14 protein-coding genes are annotated in these 14,134 nt (G+C 68.3%); 9 read left to right on the plus strand and 5 right to left on the minus strand.

The features are described 5' to 3' along the window. Positions 1-477 (minus strand): glycosyltransferase (locus tag VFX99_RS01355; protein WP_329664525.1); only part of this gene is annotated, 477 nt, incomplete at its 3' end. A 149-nt stretch (positions 478-626) separates the two neighbouring features. Between VFX99_RS01355 and glf the strand changes: the two genes are divergently transcribed. The 5 genes from glf (at position 627) to VFX99_RS01380 (ending at position 4,624) form a co-directional block, all read left to right on the plus strand. After that, a complete protein-coding gene (gene glf / locus VFX99_RS01360) occupies positions 627-1,763 on the plus strand; it encodes a UDP-galactopyranose mutase (protein ID WP_329664526.1) in 1,137 nt (378 codons plus the stop codon). After that, a complete protein-coding gene (locus VFX99_RS01365) occupies positions 1,760-2,470 on the plus strand; it encodes an SGNH/GDSL hydrolase family protein (protein WP_329664527.1) in 711 nt (236 codons plus the stop codon). Before glf ends, VFX99_RS01365 begins: the two co-directional genes overlap by 4 nt. 37 nt (positions 2,471-2,507) lie before the next feature. Beyond that, on the plus strand, positions 2,508-3,299 hold the full coding sequence (locus VFX99_RS01370) for an ABC transporter permease (RefSeq protein ID WP_329664528.1): 792 nt from the start codon (positions 2,508-2,510) through the stop codon (positions 3,297-3,299). Then, on the plus strand, positions 3,299-4,039 hold the full coding sequence (locus VFX99_RS01375; protein ID WP_329664529.1) for an ABC transporter ATP-binding protein: 741 nt from the start codon (positions 3,299-3,301) through the stop codon (positions 4,037-4,039). The genes VFX99_RS01370 and VFX99_RS01375 overlap by 1 nt, the downstream gene beginning before the upstream one ends. A gap of 90 nt (positions 4,040-4,129) precedes the next feature. After that, the gene (locus VFX99_RS01380) at positions 4,130-4,624 is read left to right on the plus strand and encodes a CAP domain-containing protein (RefSeq protein ID WP_329664530.1); all 495 of its coding nucleotides are present in this window, start codon (positions 4,130-4,132) and stop codon (positions 4,622-4,624) included. Between the two features lies 1 nt (position 4,625). Here the strand turns inward: VFX99_RS01380 and VFX99_RS01385 are convergent, their stop codons facing one another. Beyond that, positions 4,626-5,624 (minus strand): glycosyltransferase, encoded by a 999-nt coding sequence (locus tag VFX99_RS01385; protein WP_329664531.1) that lies wholly within the window; start codon positions 5,622-5,624, stop codon positions 4,626-4,628. Beyond that, a complete protein-coding gene (locus VFX99_RS01390; protein WP_329664532.1) occupies positions 5,621-7,531 on the minus strand; it encodes a glycosyltransferase in 1,911 nt (636 codons plus the stop codon). Before VFX99_RS01390 ends, VFX99_RS01385 begins: the two co-directional genes overlap by 4 nt. Before the next feature lie 141 nt (positions 7,532-7,672). Here VFX99_RS01390 and galE point away from each other — a divergent pair, with 141 nt between their 5' ends. Continuing rightward, on the plus strand, positions 7,673-8,665 hold the full coding sequence (gene galE / locus VFX99_RS01395; RefSeq protein WP_329664533.1) for a UDP-glucose 4-epimerase GalE: 993 nt from the start codon (positions 7,673-7,675) through the stop codon (positions 8,663-8,665). Between the two features lie 8 nt (positions 8,666-8,673). Here the strand turns inward: galE and VFX99_RS01400 are convergent, their stop codons facing one another. Together VFX99_RS01400 and VFX99_RS01405 are read right to left on the minus strand one after the other, a co-directional pair. Beyond that, positions 8,674-10,008 carry an O-antigen ligase family protein gene (locus tag VFX99_RS01400; RefSeq protein WP_329664534.1) on the minus strand — a complete coding sequence of 445 codons (1,335 nt, stop codon included), beginning with the start codon at positions 10,006-10,008 and terminating at the stop codon, positions 8,674-8,676. Beyond that, entirely contained in the window at positions 10,005-11,405 is a 1,401-nt protein-coding gene (locus VFX99_RS01405; protein ID WP_329664535.1) for an O-antigen ligase family protein, read from the minus strand. Before VFX99_RS01405 ends, VFX99_RS01400 begins: the two co-directional genes overlap by 4 nt. A 73-nt stretch (positions 11,406-11,478) precedes the next feature. Here VFX99_RS01405 and manA point away from each other — a divergent pair, with 73 nt between their 5' ends. From manA to VFX99_RS01420, 3 genes are all read left to right on the plus strand, one after another. Continuing rightward, positions 11,479-12,660 carry a mannose-6-phosphate isomerase, class I gene (gene manA / locus VFX99_RS01410; RefSeq protein ID WP_329664536.1) on the plus strand — a complete coding sequence of 394 codons (1,182 nt, stop codon included), beginning with the start codon at positions 11,479-11,481 and terminating at the stop codon, positions 12,658-12,660. Between the two features lie 147 nt (positions 12,661-12,807). Continuing rightward, positions 12,808-13,128 (plus strand): WhiB family transcriptional regulator, encoded by a 321-nt coding sequence (locus VFX99_RS01415; RefSeq protein ID WP_329664537.1) that lies wholly within the window; start codon positions 12,808-12,810, stop codon positions 13,126-13,128. Between the two features lie 99 nt (positions 13,129-13,227). Further along, a partial coding sequence (locus VFX99_RS01420) for a glycosyltransferase (RefSeq protein WP_329664538.1) occupies positions 13,228-14,134 on the plus strand: 907 nt, incomplete at its 3' end.

The raw sequence follows: 14,134 nt of genomic DNA on the forward strand, positions 1-14,134 counted from the left end.
GCTCGTGGCCATCCGCTCGCCTGTGAGGACGGCGATCCCCTCGCCCCCGCGCGGGGCCAGCATGCCCTGCTTCACGCGATCCGTGAGCGGTCTCACCACGGTCCCGCGCTCGTCGATCACCTGGACTCCCGGCTGGATCACATCCGCCGCGGGAACGTTCGCGATCGTGCGCGCGATCACGTCCACATAGCCCGGGTGGAGGAGATCGTCGCAGCCGAGGATGGCGATGTACTCGGTGGTCGCCCTCCGGATCGCCTCGCGATAGTTCTCCGTGATGCCGAGGTTGACATCGTTGCGGGTGTACGAGATGCGATCGTCGTCGAGCGCCGCGAAGTACGCGGGCACCGATTCGTCGGGGTAGCAGTCGTCGATGACGATGAGCCGCCAGTCCGGATTGCGCTGCGCGCGCACCGAATCGACGGTCTCGTACAGGAGCGCGGGGTCGCCCCAGAAGGGCACGAAGATCTCGAGAGTCATGGCCGTCCCAGCGTACGGGAGCCGTCGGGAGCAACCCCTGAGAGCACTTACCGGCGGCGCTCAGACACGCTCGGTAGACTGGCGATGCGGCGGTGCGCTCTGCCCGCCGCGTCGCCGTGTCTGCGGCGGCCGTGAACCAAAGGGCTCCCATGGATCTTCTCGTCGTCGGCTCCGGCTTCTTCGGCCTCACGATCGCGGAGCGCGCCGCATCCGTCGGTCGCAAGGTGACCGTCATCGACCGGCGTCCGCATATCGGCGGCAACGCCTACAGCGCGAACGAGCCGGAGACCGGCATCGAGGTGCACCGCTACGGCGCGCACCTGTTCCACACATCGAACCCGACGGTGTGGGAGTACGTCAATCGGTTCACGACATTCACCGACTACGTCCACCGCGTGTACACGAACCACAAGGGCGTCGTCTTCCCGCTGCCGATCAACCTCGGAACCATCAACCAGTTCTTCCAGGCCGCCTACTCGCCCGACGAGGCCAAGGCCCTCATCCACGAGCTGGCCGGAGAATTCGATGCGAAGGATGCCGCCAACCTCGAGGAGAAGGGCATCGCGCTGATCGGGCGGCCGCTCTATGAGGCGTTCATCCGCGATTACACGGCCAAGCAGTGGCAGACGGACCCGAAGAACCTCCCCGCCGAGGTCATCAGCCGGCTTCCGGTGCGATACAACTACGACAACCGCTACTTCAACGACACCTGGGAAGGTCTGCCCACGGACGGCTACACCGCGTGGATCGAGCGGATGGCGGACCACCCGAACATCGACGTTCAGCTCGACGTCGACTTCTTCGATGAGACCCAGCCGCTGCACAAGGCAGCCACCGTCGGACAGGTCCAGATCGTCTACACGGGACCGATCGACCGCTACTTCGAAGACGCCGAAGGCGCTCTGTCGTGGCGCACGCTCGACTTCGAGCAGGAGGTCCTGCCCGTCGGCGACTTCCAGGGCACCCCCGTGATGAACTACGCCGACGCGCAGGTGCCCTATACGCGGATCCACGAGTTCAAGCACTTCCACCCGGAGCGCGCCGAGCGCCATCCCACCGACAAGACGGTGATCATGCGCGAGTTCTCGCGGTTCGCCACGCGTGATGACGAGCCGTACTACCCGGTGAACACCGCCGAGGACCGCGCCGGCCTGCTGGCCTACCGCGAGCTCGCGAAGGGTGAGAAGGACGTGTACTTCGGCGGACGGCTCGGCACCTACCAGTACCTCGACATGCACATGGCGATCGGCTCGGCGCTGTCGATGTGGAACAACCAACTGACATGACCCAGCGAGGCCGGCGGGCGTTCGCGCGCGCATGCGCCGTGGCCGTGTCCGCCGTCCTGATCTCCGGATGCGCGGGTGATCCCGCTGCGTCACCCGAGCCGACGATCGCCGGTCCGACGTCGCGGTCTTCCCCGGCGAGCAGTCCGACCGCGGCACCGTCTGAAACGGTCGCTCTGACAATCGTCGGCGATTCCAATTCGACCGGCTACTCGGGCACGCTCGACGCCGGCATCGCCGCGCGGACCGCTTGGGTGGCGCTGCTGCCCGCCGAGGAGTACACCTTCGTGGGCGGGTGGGCGATCGACGGCTCGACCACGACCGACATGGCGGACGCCGCGACCCCGGTCGCCGGCGCAGAGCTGCTGGTCATCCTGGGCGGCACGAACGATCTGGCCTACGGCATCCCCACCGACACCACCCTGCAGGAAGTGGTCCGGATCGCCGAGGCGGTCCAGGCGCCGTCCGTCGCGGTGGCCGCCATCCCGCCCTCCGACTTCCTGCCCGCCGAGGCGAGCGCGCTGAACTCGGAGTTGGCCGCCCTCGCGGCCGAGCGCGGATGGATCTTCATAGACCCGTGGGTCGGGATGCGCAACGAAGACGGGTCGTGGGTCTCGGCGTTCCGTACCGACGGCATACATACATCCCCGGACGGGTATGCCGCCGCCGCCTCTCAGATCGCGCTCCAGCTGGAGGGGGCCGAAGGGTGAATCCGCCGCTTCCGAGCCTCGCCATAGACTCAACTCCGTGACCACAGCCGCCGTCGGCGCCCCGGGTTCCCCCCGACGCTATTTCCACTCGCTGTGGCTGCTCTCCGCACGCGACCTGCGCGTGCGGTACGCCACGAGTGCACTCGGCTATCTGTGGTCGGTGCTGGACCCGCTGATCATGAGCCTCATCTACTGGTTCGTGTTCACGCAGGTCTTCCAGCGCACCGTCGGCCACGAGCCGTACATCGTCTTCCTCATCACTGCGCTGCTGCCGTGGGTGTGGTTCAACGCGGCGGTCTCGGACTTCACGCGTGCGTTCAACAAGGACGCCCGCCTGGTGCGCTCCACCGCGATCCCCCGCTCGATCTGGGTCAACCGCCTCGTCCTGAGCAAGGGGATCGAGTTTTTCTGCTCGCTGCCTGTGCTCGTGGCGTTCGCGATCATCGCCGGTGCGCCCGTCGGCTGGGGACTGCTGTGGTTCCCCGTCGCCGTCCTCCTGCAGACGGTGCTGCTGATCGGGCTGGGCCTGCTCGTCGCCCCGCTGTGTGTCCTGTACACCGACCTGGAGCGGACCACGAAGCTGATCCTGCGCGTCCTGTTCTACGCATCGCCGATCATCTACAGCATCGGCGATCTGCCCGGCGTGTTCCGCGAGTTGGCCGCCTTCAACCCGCTCTCGGGCATCTTCACGCTGTACCGGATGGGGTTCTTCCCCGAGGTGTGGGACACGCTCAGCGTCGTCATCGGGGCGCTCATGAGCTTCGGATTCCTCGCCCTCGGCATCCTGGTGTTCCGCCGTCTCGAGCGGCCGATGCTGAAGGAGCTGTGATGGCCGGACTTGCCATCGAGGTGCGCGACCTGGGCGTCCGGTTCCGCCGCAACCGCCGCGGCAGGCGCAGCTTCAAAGACCTCTTCTCCGACTCGTCACGCCGGTCCAAACCCGGCGAGTTCTGGGCGCTGCGGAACGTGGCGTTCGACGTGCGCCCCGGCGAGGCGATCGGCGTGGTCGGGCGCAACGGTCAGGGCAAGTCGACGCTTCTCAAGCTCGTCGCCGGCGTCCTGCTCTCCGATGAGGGCACCGTGACGGTGCACGGCGGAGTCGCGCCGCTCATCGAGATCACCGGCGGCTTCGTGGGCGATCTGACGGTTCGCGAGAACGTCCGCCTCGCGGCGGGACTGCACGGCATGTCCCGCGCCGAGGTCTCGCGCCGGTTCGACGGGATCATCGACTTCGCCGAGCTGCACGAATCGGTCGATACCCCTTACAAGCACCTCTCCAACGGGATGAAGGTGCGTCTGGCCTTCGCGGTCGTCTCCCAGCTGGAGGAGCCGATCCTCCTCGTCGACGAGGTTCTCGCCGTGGGTGACAAGGCGTTCCGCGAGAAGTGCTATCAGCGCATCGACGAGCTGCTCGCCGATGGCCGCACGCTCTTCTTCGTCAGCCACAGTGAGCGGGATCTGCGCCGATTCTGCACTCGCGGTCTGTACCTCGATCAGGGCCGGCTGGAGATGGATGCGCCGATCGGCGAGGTGCTCGACCGCTACAACGCCGATCACAACGGCGGCTGAGCGCACTGCGGGTCGATTCGTCCGCGCCGGAGGCGTCGGTTAGGCTCGGTTCCGGCTGGGGAGCCGACTGGGGTCATTCAAGGAGAGACATTGCGCAAGCTCAGCCTGCTGCTCATCGCGGCGCTCATCACCACCTTCGCGTGGACGGCGCCCCCGCCCCCGGCCGAGGCTGCGGTCCAGACGCGGGTCGTCACCGCCGTCAGCCTGAGCACGGCATACGCACGCATCCTCGCGGACACCAATGCGGCACGGGCGTCCGCCGGTCTGCCTGCACTCAAAGCCGACCCGGCGTTGAACACGATCGCGCAGAGCTGCTCCGAGACCCAGGCGCGCAACAACGCCATGGCGCACTGCACGGGCTATCACACGCGCTACCCGAAGGGCTGGACGTGGGCGGCCGAGAACGTCGCCGCCGGCTACTCCTACGACAAGGTGGTCGCGGCTTGGCTGAACTCGCCGGGGCACCGGGCGAACATCCTGAAGGCCGGCGCCACGCATCTGGGCATCGGCTATGCGGTCTCCGCGAGCGGTAAGGCGTACTACACCCAGAACTTCGCCAGCTACCCGGCGTCGGTCCGGCGCTGACTCAGCGAACCGCGCTCTCCAGCGGCGGCATCGGCCGCCACGTGGCATCCCTGGCGATCTTGCGACCGTCGCGGATGCCGCGGAAGAGGTTGCTGGTGCCCCGCACGGTGTGCTCCACGGCCAGCAGCCGGATGAGCTCCTTGCCGAAGGTGAGCGCCGTGCCCGCCAGGAACAGCGGCGGGTTGTAGACGCCGAGTGAGCGGTAGTAGTTCTTCATGTGCCCGCGGTTGCGCATGATGTAGTAGCGGTAGGCGTTGCTGGACGCGTTCATGTGGCGGACGCCCATGTCCCACTGCTTGATCTCGCGGGTGCGCCGCAGCACGAACTCGTTGACGATGACGGAGGTGGTCTTGCGCGACGCCAGCCAGCCGTACATCTGGTCGTCCCAGTAGATGAAGAAGCGGGGATCGGGCAGGCCGATCTGCTGCACGATGTCGCGGTGGATGAACATGCCCTCGAAGCAGCCGGAGTTCATCTCCTTGAAGCCCGACTCGTCGAATCCGGCCGGTGCGAACGGGATCGGGATGCCGAGGGGCTCGGCGACGCGGTACTGCCAGTAGAACTCGCTGCCGTCGTAGTCGTACCGGCGTCCCTGGATGCTCTTGAAGCGGGGCGCCCAGGCGCCCATGCGCGCGAGACCTTCCGGAAGCACCTCGACGTCGTCGTCCATGAGCCACATCCACGTGGATCCCAGCTCATATGCGACCCGCATCCCCTCGCTGAACCCCCCGGAGCCGCCGGTGTTCGTGTCGAGCCGGCGGTAGACCAGTTCCGCACCGAGCCGCCCGCGGAAGGACTCGACGATCTCGGTCGTGTCGTCGACGGAGGCGTTGTCCACGACGACGACGTGACCGGGCTTCGGGTCCATCCGCGTGATGCTCTCGAGCAGCCGGGTCAGCAGGCCCGAACGGTTGTAGGTGACGATCGCGATCGTGGCGGAAGCCGGGTCGAAGGTCAACTGCGCCCGGCGGGCGTCGTCGTGGGAGGTGGTGGTGCTCATGAGCTTTCTCCGAATGTGTGCCGCCATGCTTCGAGCGACGTCATCTCAGGCTGGGCTTTACGGTAGCGGCGGGAGAGCAGGGGCCATTCTCGCCGGAGGCGCCGGTGCAGGCGCACGCTGTCCACGAGCATGTGGCGATACTTCGCGCGATCGCGGATGTAGATGTTCTTTCCGGAGCCGTCGGCCGCGCTGACGAGCGCCGAGTCGTACAGCGGCAGACGCCACCAGTGCGCGTCGTACTTTCCGAATTCGACCTCGGGATGGGCGACGTTCTCGGGCCGCGGCGCATGGAACCAATGCGAGACGAGGGTGACGAAGGTGAACCACCGCAACTGCAGCCCCGTCGGGTTGTCGAACTCGTTCTGCGGCCGATGCTTGAACACCTGGCGACCGCGGCGCGACCGGAGTGGCACGCCGGTGTCCTTGTGGACGTGCGTCTCGGAGAAGTCCTTCGCGAGGGCTCGCGCGGCGGGCATGGCCGTCGCCAGGTTCGCGCGCATGTGCTCCGGTCCGGACAGGATGTCGCGCAGCGCGCGGTGCCGCAGAGCCACGGGGTAGTACTGCATCATCATGAGGTGCTTCAGATCAACACGTCGACTGTGCCGCAGCAGACGGCCGCCGCGCGGCACCCGTGAGTGCAGGAGCCCGGCGACGATGCGGTTGCGCGCGTGGAAGTACGCCTGCCAGTCGATCGAATCGTCCTTGCCGACCCACGACACGTGCCACAGCGCGACGCCGGGAACCGAGACGGTCGGATAACCCGCGTCCCGGGCGCGGAGGCAGTACTCCGCGTCGTCCCACTTGATGAAGGCGGGAAGTGCGAGCCCGACGGCGCGGATGACCTCGGTGGGTATGAGGCACATCCACCAGCCGTTGTAGTCCGCGTCGAGTCGCTTGTGCAGCATCGGGGTCTGGCGCAGATTCGATGCCGAGAAGTCGTGGGGCAGCTTCTCCTGGTACAGCGCACGCCACATGAACGGCTCATCGTCGACGACCTCCGCCCAGGCATGCAGCTTCGGGCGGTCGAGCAGATCGAACATGTGGGCGCCGACGATCGTGGGGGTGGACGCGTAGCGCCCGAACACGATCGAACGGCGGACGGACTCCGGCTCGAGGCGCACGTCGTCGTCGAGGAGCTGCACGAAATCGCTTTCGGGGCGATCGAGCGTCTCCGCCATCGCCCGGGCGAAACCGCCCGAGCCGCCGAGGTTCGGCTGCGTGATGACCCGGAGGGTCTCGCCCAGCGCGGCGGCGACCTGCGGGAACTCCGGCTGCGCATCGACGCGCCGGTCGCCCTGATCGATCAGGAAGATGCGGTCCACGAGCTCGAGGACGTCCGGCGCCTCGGCGAGGTTCGTGAGCGTCCAGATGCAGTAGTCGGGCTTGTTGAAGGTGGTGATGCCGATGGAGGCCTTGCCGGAGCGGACCGGATCCAGCTCGGTGGTCCACTCGGCGCCCAGGAACAGGGCGTCCTTGTCGTCGGCCACGAGGTCGAACCAGATCCAGCCGCCGTCGCTGTACTGATCCAGGACCAGGTCGAAGGCGTTCGATTCGATCCCGTTCGACTCGCGGGTCTCGATCCGCTGGCGGACGCCCGAACCGGTGGATCGGTAGACCAGGATCGTGCACGGGCCCTCGGTGCGCACCGTGAGCGTGACCTGGCGCACCGCGGTCCAGTGCTGCCAGTACGAGGCCGGGAAGGCGTTGAAGTACGTCCCCAGCGACACCCGCTGCCCGGCGACGATGCGGGCCGTGTGACGACCGAGGATGTCGCCGATGTGCGCCCGATTCGACACCCGCACGGGCTCTTCGTCGATGACGGACCACGTCTCGGGGTCCGCGTAAAGGGGGAGCAGGTCGGGATCTCGGTCGTGGGGGAAGACAACGTTCTGCAGGACGTGAGGCACGAGGAAACTCCGGAAAGACGGCGACTGGCGCCGATTCGTGGGGCCGGAAGTAGCCTACCCTTCCTTCATGAGGATCTCCTGGCTGCTCCAGCCCTGCCATCGCGTCGACCCGATGACGGCCGGTGAGCGGCCGGTCGCCCGATGAAGGTGCTGATCACGGGCGGCGCCGGCTTCATCGGCAGCACCGTCGCATCTGCCTGCCTCGACGCAGGGATCGTGCCGGTGATCCTGGACGACCTCTCCACCGGACGCGAGTCGTTCGCCGCGGGCCGGCACTTCTATCGGGGCGACATCGCGGACGCCTCGCTTGTCGACCGGATTGCCGCCGACCACCCCGGGATCGCTGTCGCGATCCACTGCGCCGCGAAGATCGTCGTGCCCGACTCGGTCCGCGCACCGCTGGACTACTACGAGGCCAACGTCGGAAAGAGCATCGAGCTTCTGCGGAACCTCAGGCGCAACGGCATAGACAGGGTCATCTTCAGCTCTTCGGCGTCCGTGTACGGGGCCGACGACGGAGGTGCGGTGACGGAGGAGGATCCCGTCGTCCCCTCCAGCCCGTACGCGCGGACGAAGGCGATCGTCGAGCAGATCCTCGCGGACAGCTCGGCCGCGGGTGAACTGCGCGCGATCGCGCTGCGCTACTTCAACCCCATCGGCGCGGACCCGCAGTCCCGCAGCGGGCTCGCGCACCGCGACCCATCGCACGTGCTCGGCCTCCTGATCACCGCTCACCGACGTGGCGGCGCGTTCACCATCACCGGGGTCGACTGGCCCACGCGCGACGGCTCCGGTCTTCGGGATTTCATCCACGTGTGGGATCTCGCCCAGGCGCACGTGCGCGCAGTGGAGCGGTTCGATGCCGTGACAGCAGACGACCCGTACCGGGTCATCAACCTGGGCGGCGGCACGGGTACGACCGTCCGGGAGCTGGTGGCGGCCTTCGAGCGCGTCACCGGAGCCACCGTCGACGTCCGCATCGGCCCGAACCGCCCCGGCGACGTGGCGGGTGCCTACGCGGACGCGAGCCGGGCGGCGGATCTGCTCGGGTGGCATGCCGAGCTGACGATCGATGACGGCATCCGTGACTCCCTGGCCTGGGCGGAGAGCCTGCATTCCGCGACCGACTCGTAGGCCGTTTCTCAGCGGGGAGCGTGCGGCAGGCTTTCAGCGCCGGGTCCGGTCCCGGGTCCGGCGTCGACCACATCGATCCGTTCCCGCCATGAGCGGGACTGACCGGCGCGCACTGCGCACAGCACGAGCAGCAGCCAGCCGAACCCGAACAGCGTGAAGCTCTCGAACATCGAATCCACCAGCAGCGTGACCAGGATCAAGGGCGTCCATGCGTAGATCACCGACTTGCGCTCGCTCGCGTCCAGCCATGAGCGCACCAGCGCGACGCCCGCGAAGGCCGTGAACAGGAGGAGGCCGACCCAGCCGAGTTGCAGCAGCACGTCGAAGTACGCGTTCAGGCCCGTCGCGTGACTCGTGCGCAGGCCGTAGTTGATGGCGCTGAAGGGGAACTCATCCGGATTCCACGGCCCGAACCATCCCCACCCCTGGACCGGTTTGGACCGCAGGTAATCCACCATCGTGTTCCACAGGTTCACCCGCATCGAGAAGTCGGATCCGGCGCCCAGGAAGGCGATGATCGGATGCCGCGCCGCATAGCCCACGGTCAGCCCGACGACGACGATGCCGCCGAGGGTGAACTGCAGCGCCGAGCGCCCCTCGGGACGCGAATGGCGCACGAGCGCCAGAGCGCCGACCGCGATGCCGACGGCGACGGCGAGCACCAGCACGGTGGGGGAGTCGCTGAGCGCGGCCAGTCCGCCGGCGAGCACGACCGAGAACACCGACACACCCACGCGGACGGACTGCGTCCGGTACTCGATCAGGAAGGTGATCAGCGCGATCACCGCGGCGAACCCGAGCAGGTTCCGCGTTCCGAAGATGCCCTGCACCGGACCGAGCTGCGCGATGTTCCCCTGGATGCCGAGCACCCGGAACGGCATGTCGAGCAGGATCCCCGCGGCGATCTCGACACCGAGGGAGATCGACAGCAGCACCCGCATGACATCGCCGAGTGCGCGCGCGGTCTGCAGGGTGTCGCGGACGTGCCCGATCGTGACGGCGAGGAACGCGAGACTCGCGGTCGAGACCCACCCCCAGAAAGAGCTCGTGGCGTCCTGACTCCAGAACACGCTGACCAGCGCCCACGCGACGAACAGGACGACCGTCGTCGGCACCAGTCGCACGAGCGAGATCTCCTTCCGGCGTGCGACGAGGATGCCGATGCCCAGAACGCAGAGCCCGACGAGGATCGAGGCGTAGGTCACCCGGCCGGCGATCCGCTCGATCGCGAAGGCGGAGAAGACCGTCCCGAGCACCGTCAACGTATAGGCCCTCGCGAGGGCGGCGGATGCGAGGAGGACCACCCAGCGCCCGGGAGGGGCGCCGCGCGGCGAGTCCGTCACGACAGCTGCGTGGTCAGCTCGCCACGCTCGATCGCGATGCGCAGTTCGGCTGCGCCTTCGCCGACATGGGGGGACTGCTTGATCTTGTACGCCAGCAGAACCACCAGAAGCCACCCCCAGAGGAGCAGTGGACTGGACTCGGCAAGGCCCTGCACGAGGAGGATCGCACCGACGAGCGTCGGCAGCAGCGTCAACGGGGAGTAGGGGCGGTCGGCACGCAGATCCCAGCGCGGGCGGTCGACGGCGAAGAACCAGGAGCGCCAGATGAAGGCCAGGTATGCCACGCCGAGCAGGAACACGCCGATGAGGCCGAGCTGGAAGAACACGTCGACCCACATGTTGTGCGCCTGCATGACGCTCTCGCCGTGGTCGATGATCCATCGGTCGAAGAACGGATCGCCTGTGATCCACGGCGTCGAGTAACCCCAGCCGACGAGCGGCTGCTGCACCGCACGCTCCAGAACGGCGTCCCAGATCGTCTCTCGTCCGGTCAGGTCGGCGCTGCGCCCGAGCGCGGTGAAGATCGGCTCGCGCAACAGCCAGAGCGCGAGGGCCCCGCCGAGCCCGATCGCCGCGTAGGCGATGTAGTAGCGGGTCCGGTCCCCCGGTCTGCTGGCGCGGCGCATGAGCAGCACGGTGACCAGGACGATCGCCACGGCGCCTGCCGCGACGTACGCCGTCGCGGACGACGCCCGGTAGAAGAGGTACGCCGACACACCGATCCACACCCCGAGCAGGACGCGGCGCTGCGCATCGGCGGCGAACCGGATCGCGAACACGACGATCGCCAGCAGCGCGACCGGACCGAGCAGGTTCGCGTTGCCCATGATCCCCTGGATCCGACCGCCGTCGAACAGGTTGTCGCGCGACCAGTACAGGATGGGGTCGACGGGCTCGGTGCGCCGTACGAATCCAGGCAGGATCGGCTCGCGCACCACGGCGGAGACCCACAGCTCGAAGGCGAGCGACAGCCCGATGACCCACTTCAGCGCGGACGCGAGGGCGCGCACGATCTCGCGCCAGGTCAGGACGCTGCCGATGAACAGGCCCTGGAGGGTGGTGATGACCAGCAGCAGCAGCGTGAGCGCGGTCGCCTCGCGCCAGTGCGACCAGATGATGGACAGCGCCGCCCACACGACATACGCCACGGTGAACCAGGGCAGCCTGCGCCACTGGACGGGTGGTCGCACAGCGAACCACAGACCGAGGGAGAGGACGCCGCCCGCGATCGTCACGACCGCCGTCGTCAGCTCGCCGAACGCGTTGATCCAGGCCGTTCCGGACAGCGCCATGAACAGCACGAAGATGCACCATCCGCGCAGCATCAGATGGCCCGTCTTCTCGCGGACCGGTGCGGCGGGCGGCGCCGACGCCGGGTGCTTCGTATAGACGGCCATCGTGAGATCAGGGTACCGCCTGGCCCTTGCCGCGCTGTGCGGCGAGGACCCGCCGCGACCCTACGCTGGAAGCATGCTCGTGCCGATTGCGAACACCCCCCGTGACTACGACTGGGGGTCGACGACACTGCTCGCCGACCTCGAGGGCCGCCGGCCCTCCGGTCGACCCGAAGCCGAAATCTGGTTCGGCGACCACGAGGGCAGTCCCGCGATCGTTCCGGACGGGCGCAGCCTCGGCGCATGGATCACGTCGGAAGGCGCCGGTTCAGGGGCACCCCCGCGCCTTCCATACCTGCTGAAGCTGCTCGCCGCAGCATCCCCCCTTTCGATCCAGGCCCACCCATCGAAGTCTCAGGCGATCGAGGGCTACGCGCGAGAGGAAGCCGCAGGCGTGCCGCGCGACGCTGCCGACCGCACCTATCGCGACGACAACCACAAGCCAGAGCTGATCGTCGCGATCAGCGACACGTTCACGGCGCTCGCCGGCCTGCGGGAGATCGACGCGACGCGGCGGCTCGTCGCGGAGCTGGGGCCGGCCGGCAACGGCCTCGCAACCCGTCTCGAGGACACGGATGCCGCGGCCGCGCTGCGGAACACGATCTCATGGCTGCTCTCCGGCGAGGCGCAGCGGGACGTGGACGGGATCATCGCTGCGGCCGCCGAAGCCGACAGCACGGAGTTCTCTGTGGAACTGAGTCTGATCGGGCGTCTCGCCGCGGCGTACCCGGGCGATCCCGGCGTCGTCGTGGCGATGCTGATGAACCTGGTCACGCTGACCCGCGGCGAAGGGGTCTTCGTGCCGGCCGGAGTCCTGCACGCGTATCTCGAGGGGCTCGGCGTCGAGCTCATGGCCGCAAGCGACAACGTGCTGCGCGGCGGCCTCACGCCGAAGCACATCGACGTGGGCGAGCTGCTGCGCGTGCTCGACTCGACGCCCGGCCCGGCGCCCGTCGTGCGTCCCGAGGATGTCGGCGGCGGGATCTCCCGCTACCCGACGGACATCTCGGACTTCGCCCTGCTGCGGGTGACCGTCGAGCCGCACAGGCCGTCCTGGCTGTCGCTCGCCGGTGTCACGATCGCCGTGGCGACGGAGGGCAGGGTCGAGGTGCGGACGCACCGCTCCGGCGACGGCATCGAGCTCACCCCCGGTCGCGCCGTCTTCGTGACGCCCGATGAGATGGAGCTGCATTTCTCCGGCTCGGGCCAGGTCTTCGTCGCCCAGCCCGGCGCGACGACGGCGGCGCCCGCATCGTGATCGGCTTGCGACACGCCGACGGCGCGTCGTAAACGTTCAAGCGCGAGGTGAGGCTTTACGATCTGCGACTTGACCGCGACGAACTACACCGGTGTAATTATGCGTACACGCGAACCAGCGTGGGGGGTTAGAAGGTAGGAGAACGAGATGACGGGTTACCGTTCCGGCGTTCCCGACAATTGGTTCGTCGATCCGGTCCAGCTAGGGGTCCCGGGGGTGCGTCGACCTCTTGAGGGAGAAGACGGCAATCCGCTCGGATGGCAGACCGACGCACTGTGCGCGCAGACCGATCCGGAGGCTTTCTTTCCGGAGAAGGGCGGATCGACGCGCGATGCGAAGAAAATCTGCACGACGTGCGACGTCCGGGGCGAATGCCTCGAGTACGCCCTGCAGAACGACGAGCGGTTCGGGATCTGGGGTGGCCTCAGCGAACGCGAGCGCCGCAAGCTCAAGCGACGCGCCGGCTGAGTCGCGCGGGGCAGCGACGCGGACGCCCTGACGCCCGTTCCTGCGCGCGCGGCGCGTGCGCCGGGTCGGGCGGGAGCACCCGCCTAGGCTGACCACGTCATGCCCGCCAGAGTCCACGCCATCCTCGTCGTGCGCCCCGATGGGCGCACACCCGCCGCGCATCACCTGCGGCGCACTCTCGCGGCGCTCGCGGACCAGACGCGTCCGGTCGACGCACTGACGATCGTGGTCTGCGGCGAGGACGCCGGCGTGGCCGCGGTCGCCGCGGCATCCGTCGCCGAGTCGGTCATCACGGCACCGGCATCTACAGGATTCGCGGCCGCGACCGCCATGGCGACACTGCGGGTCTCGGGCGATGCGGTGTGGATCCTCGCCCAGGACACCGCGCCCGAGCCGGATGCGCTCACGCGACTCGTCGGCGCACTGGAACTCGGCCCGTCCGTCGCGTTCGTGGCACCGAAGCTCGTGCGCTGGGACGATCGAACCGAGATCGTCTCTCTCGGTACGAGCATGACGAACTCCGGCCGCACCGTGGGTCTTGCCGATTCCGAACTCGACCAGGGGCAGCACGACGCGCGCGAGGATGTGCTCGGCGCCGACATCCGCGGAATCCTGGCACGCAGCGATGTCTGGCGCGAGCTCGGGGGGATCGATCGCGGGCTCGCAGGAGCCGACGAAGGGCTCGACCTGGGCGTTCGCGCGCGGCTGAGCGGAGCGCGCGTGCTGCTCGTGCCGACCGCACTCGTCGCCGTCGCCGGCGACGGTGCGGCGGGACCACCGTCCCCTCTGACCGGCGCTCGCCGCCGTCGTCGGGCTTTCGCGTCCCGCACCGCCCAGCTGCACCGCAGGCTCGTCTACGCCCCCGCGGCCGCCGTGCCGTTCCTGTGGCTGGCGATCCTGCCGCTGGCTCTGTGGCGCTCCGTCCTTCAGATCGTCCGCAAGCGGCCGGAGCTGATCGTCCCCGAGTGGGGAGCGGCCGTCGTCGCCCTGGTCGGAGTCGCTTCCG

The sequence above is a fragment of the Microbacterium sp. genome (genome assembly GCF_036277215.1).
In the GTDB taxonomy this organism is placed as follows: Bacteria; Actinomycetota; Actinomycetes; order Actinomycetales; family Microbacteriaceae; genus Microbacterium.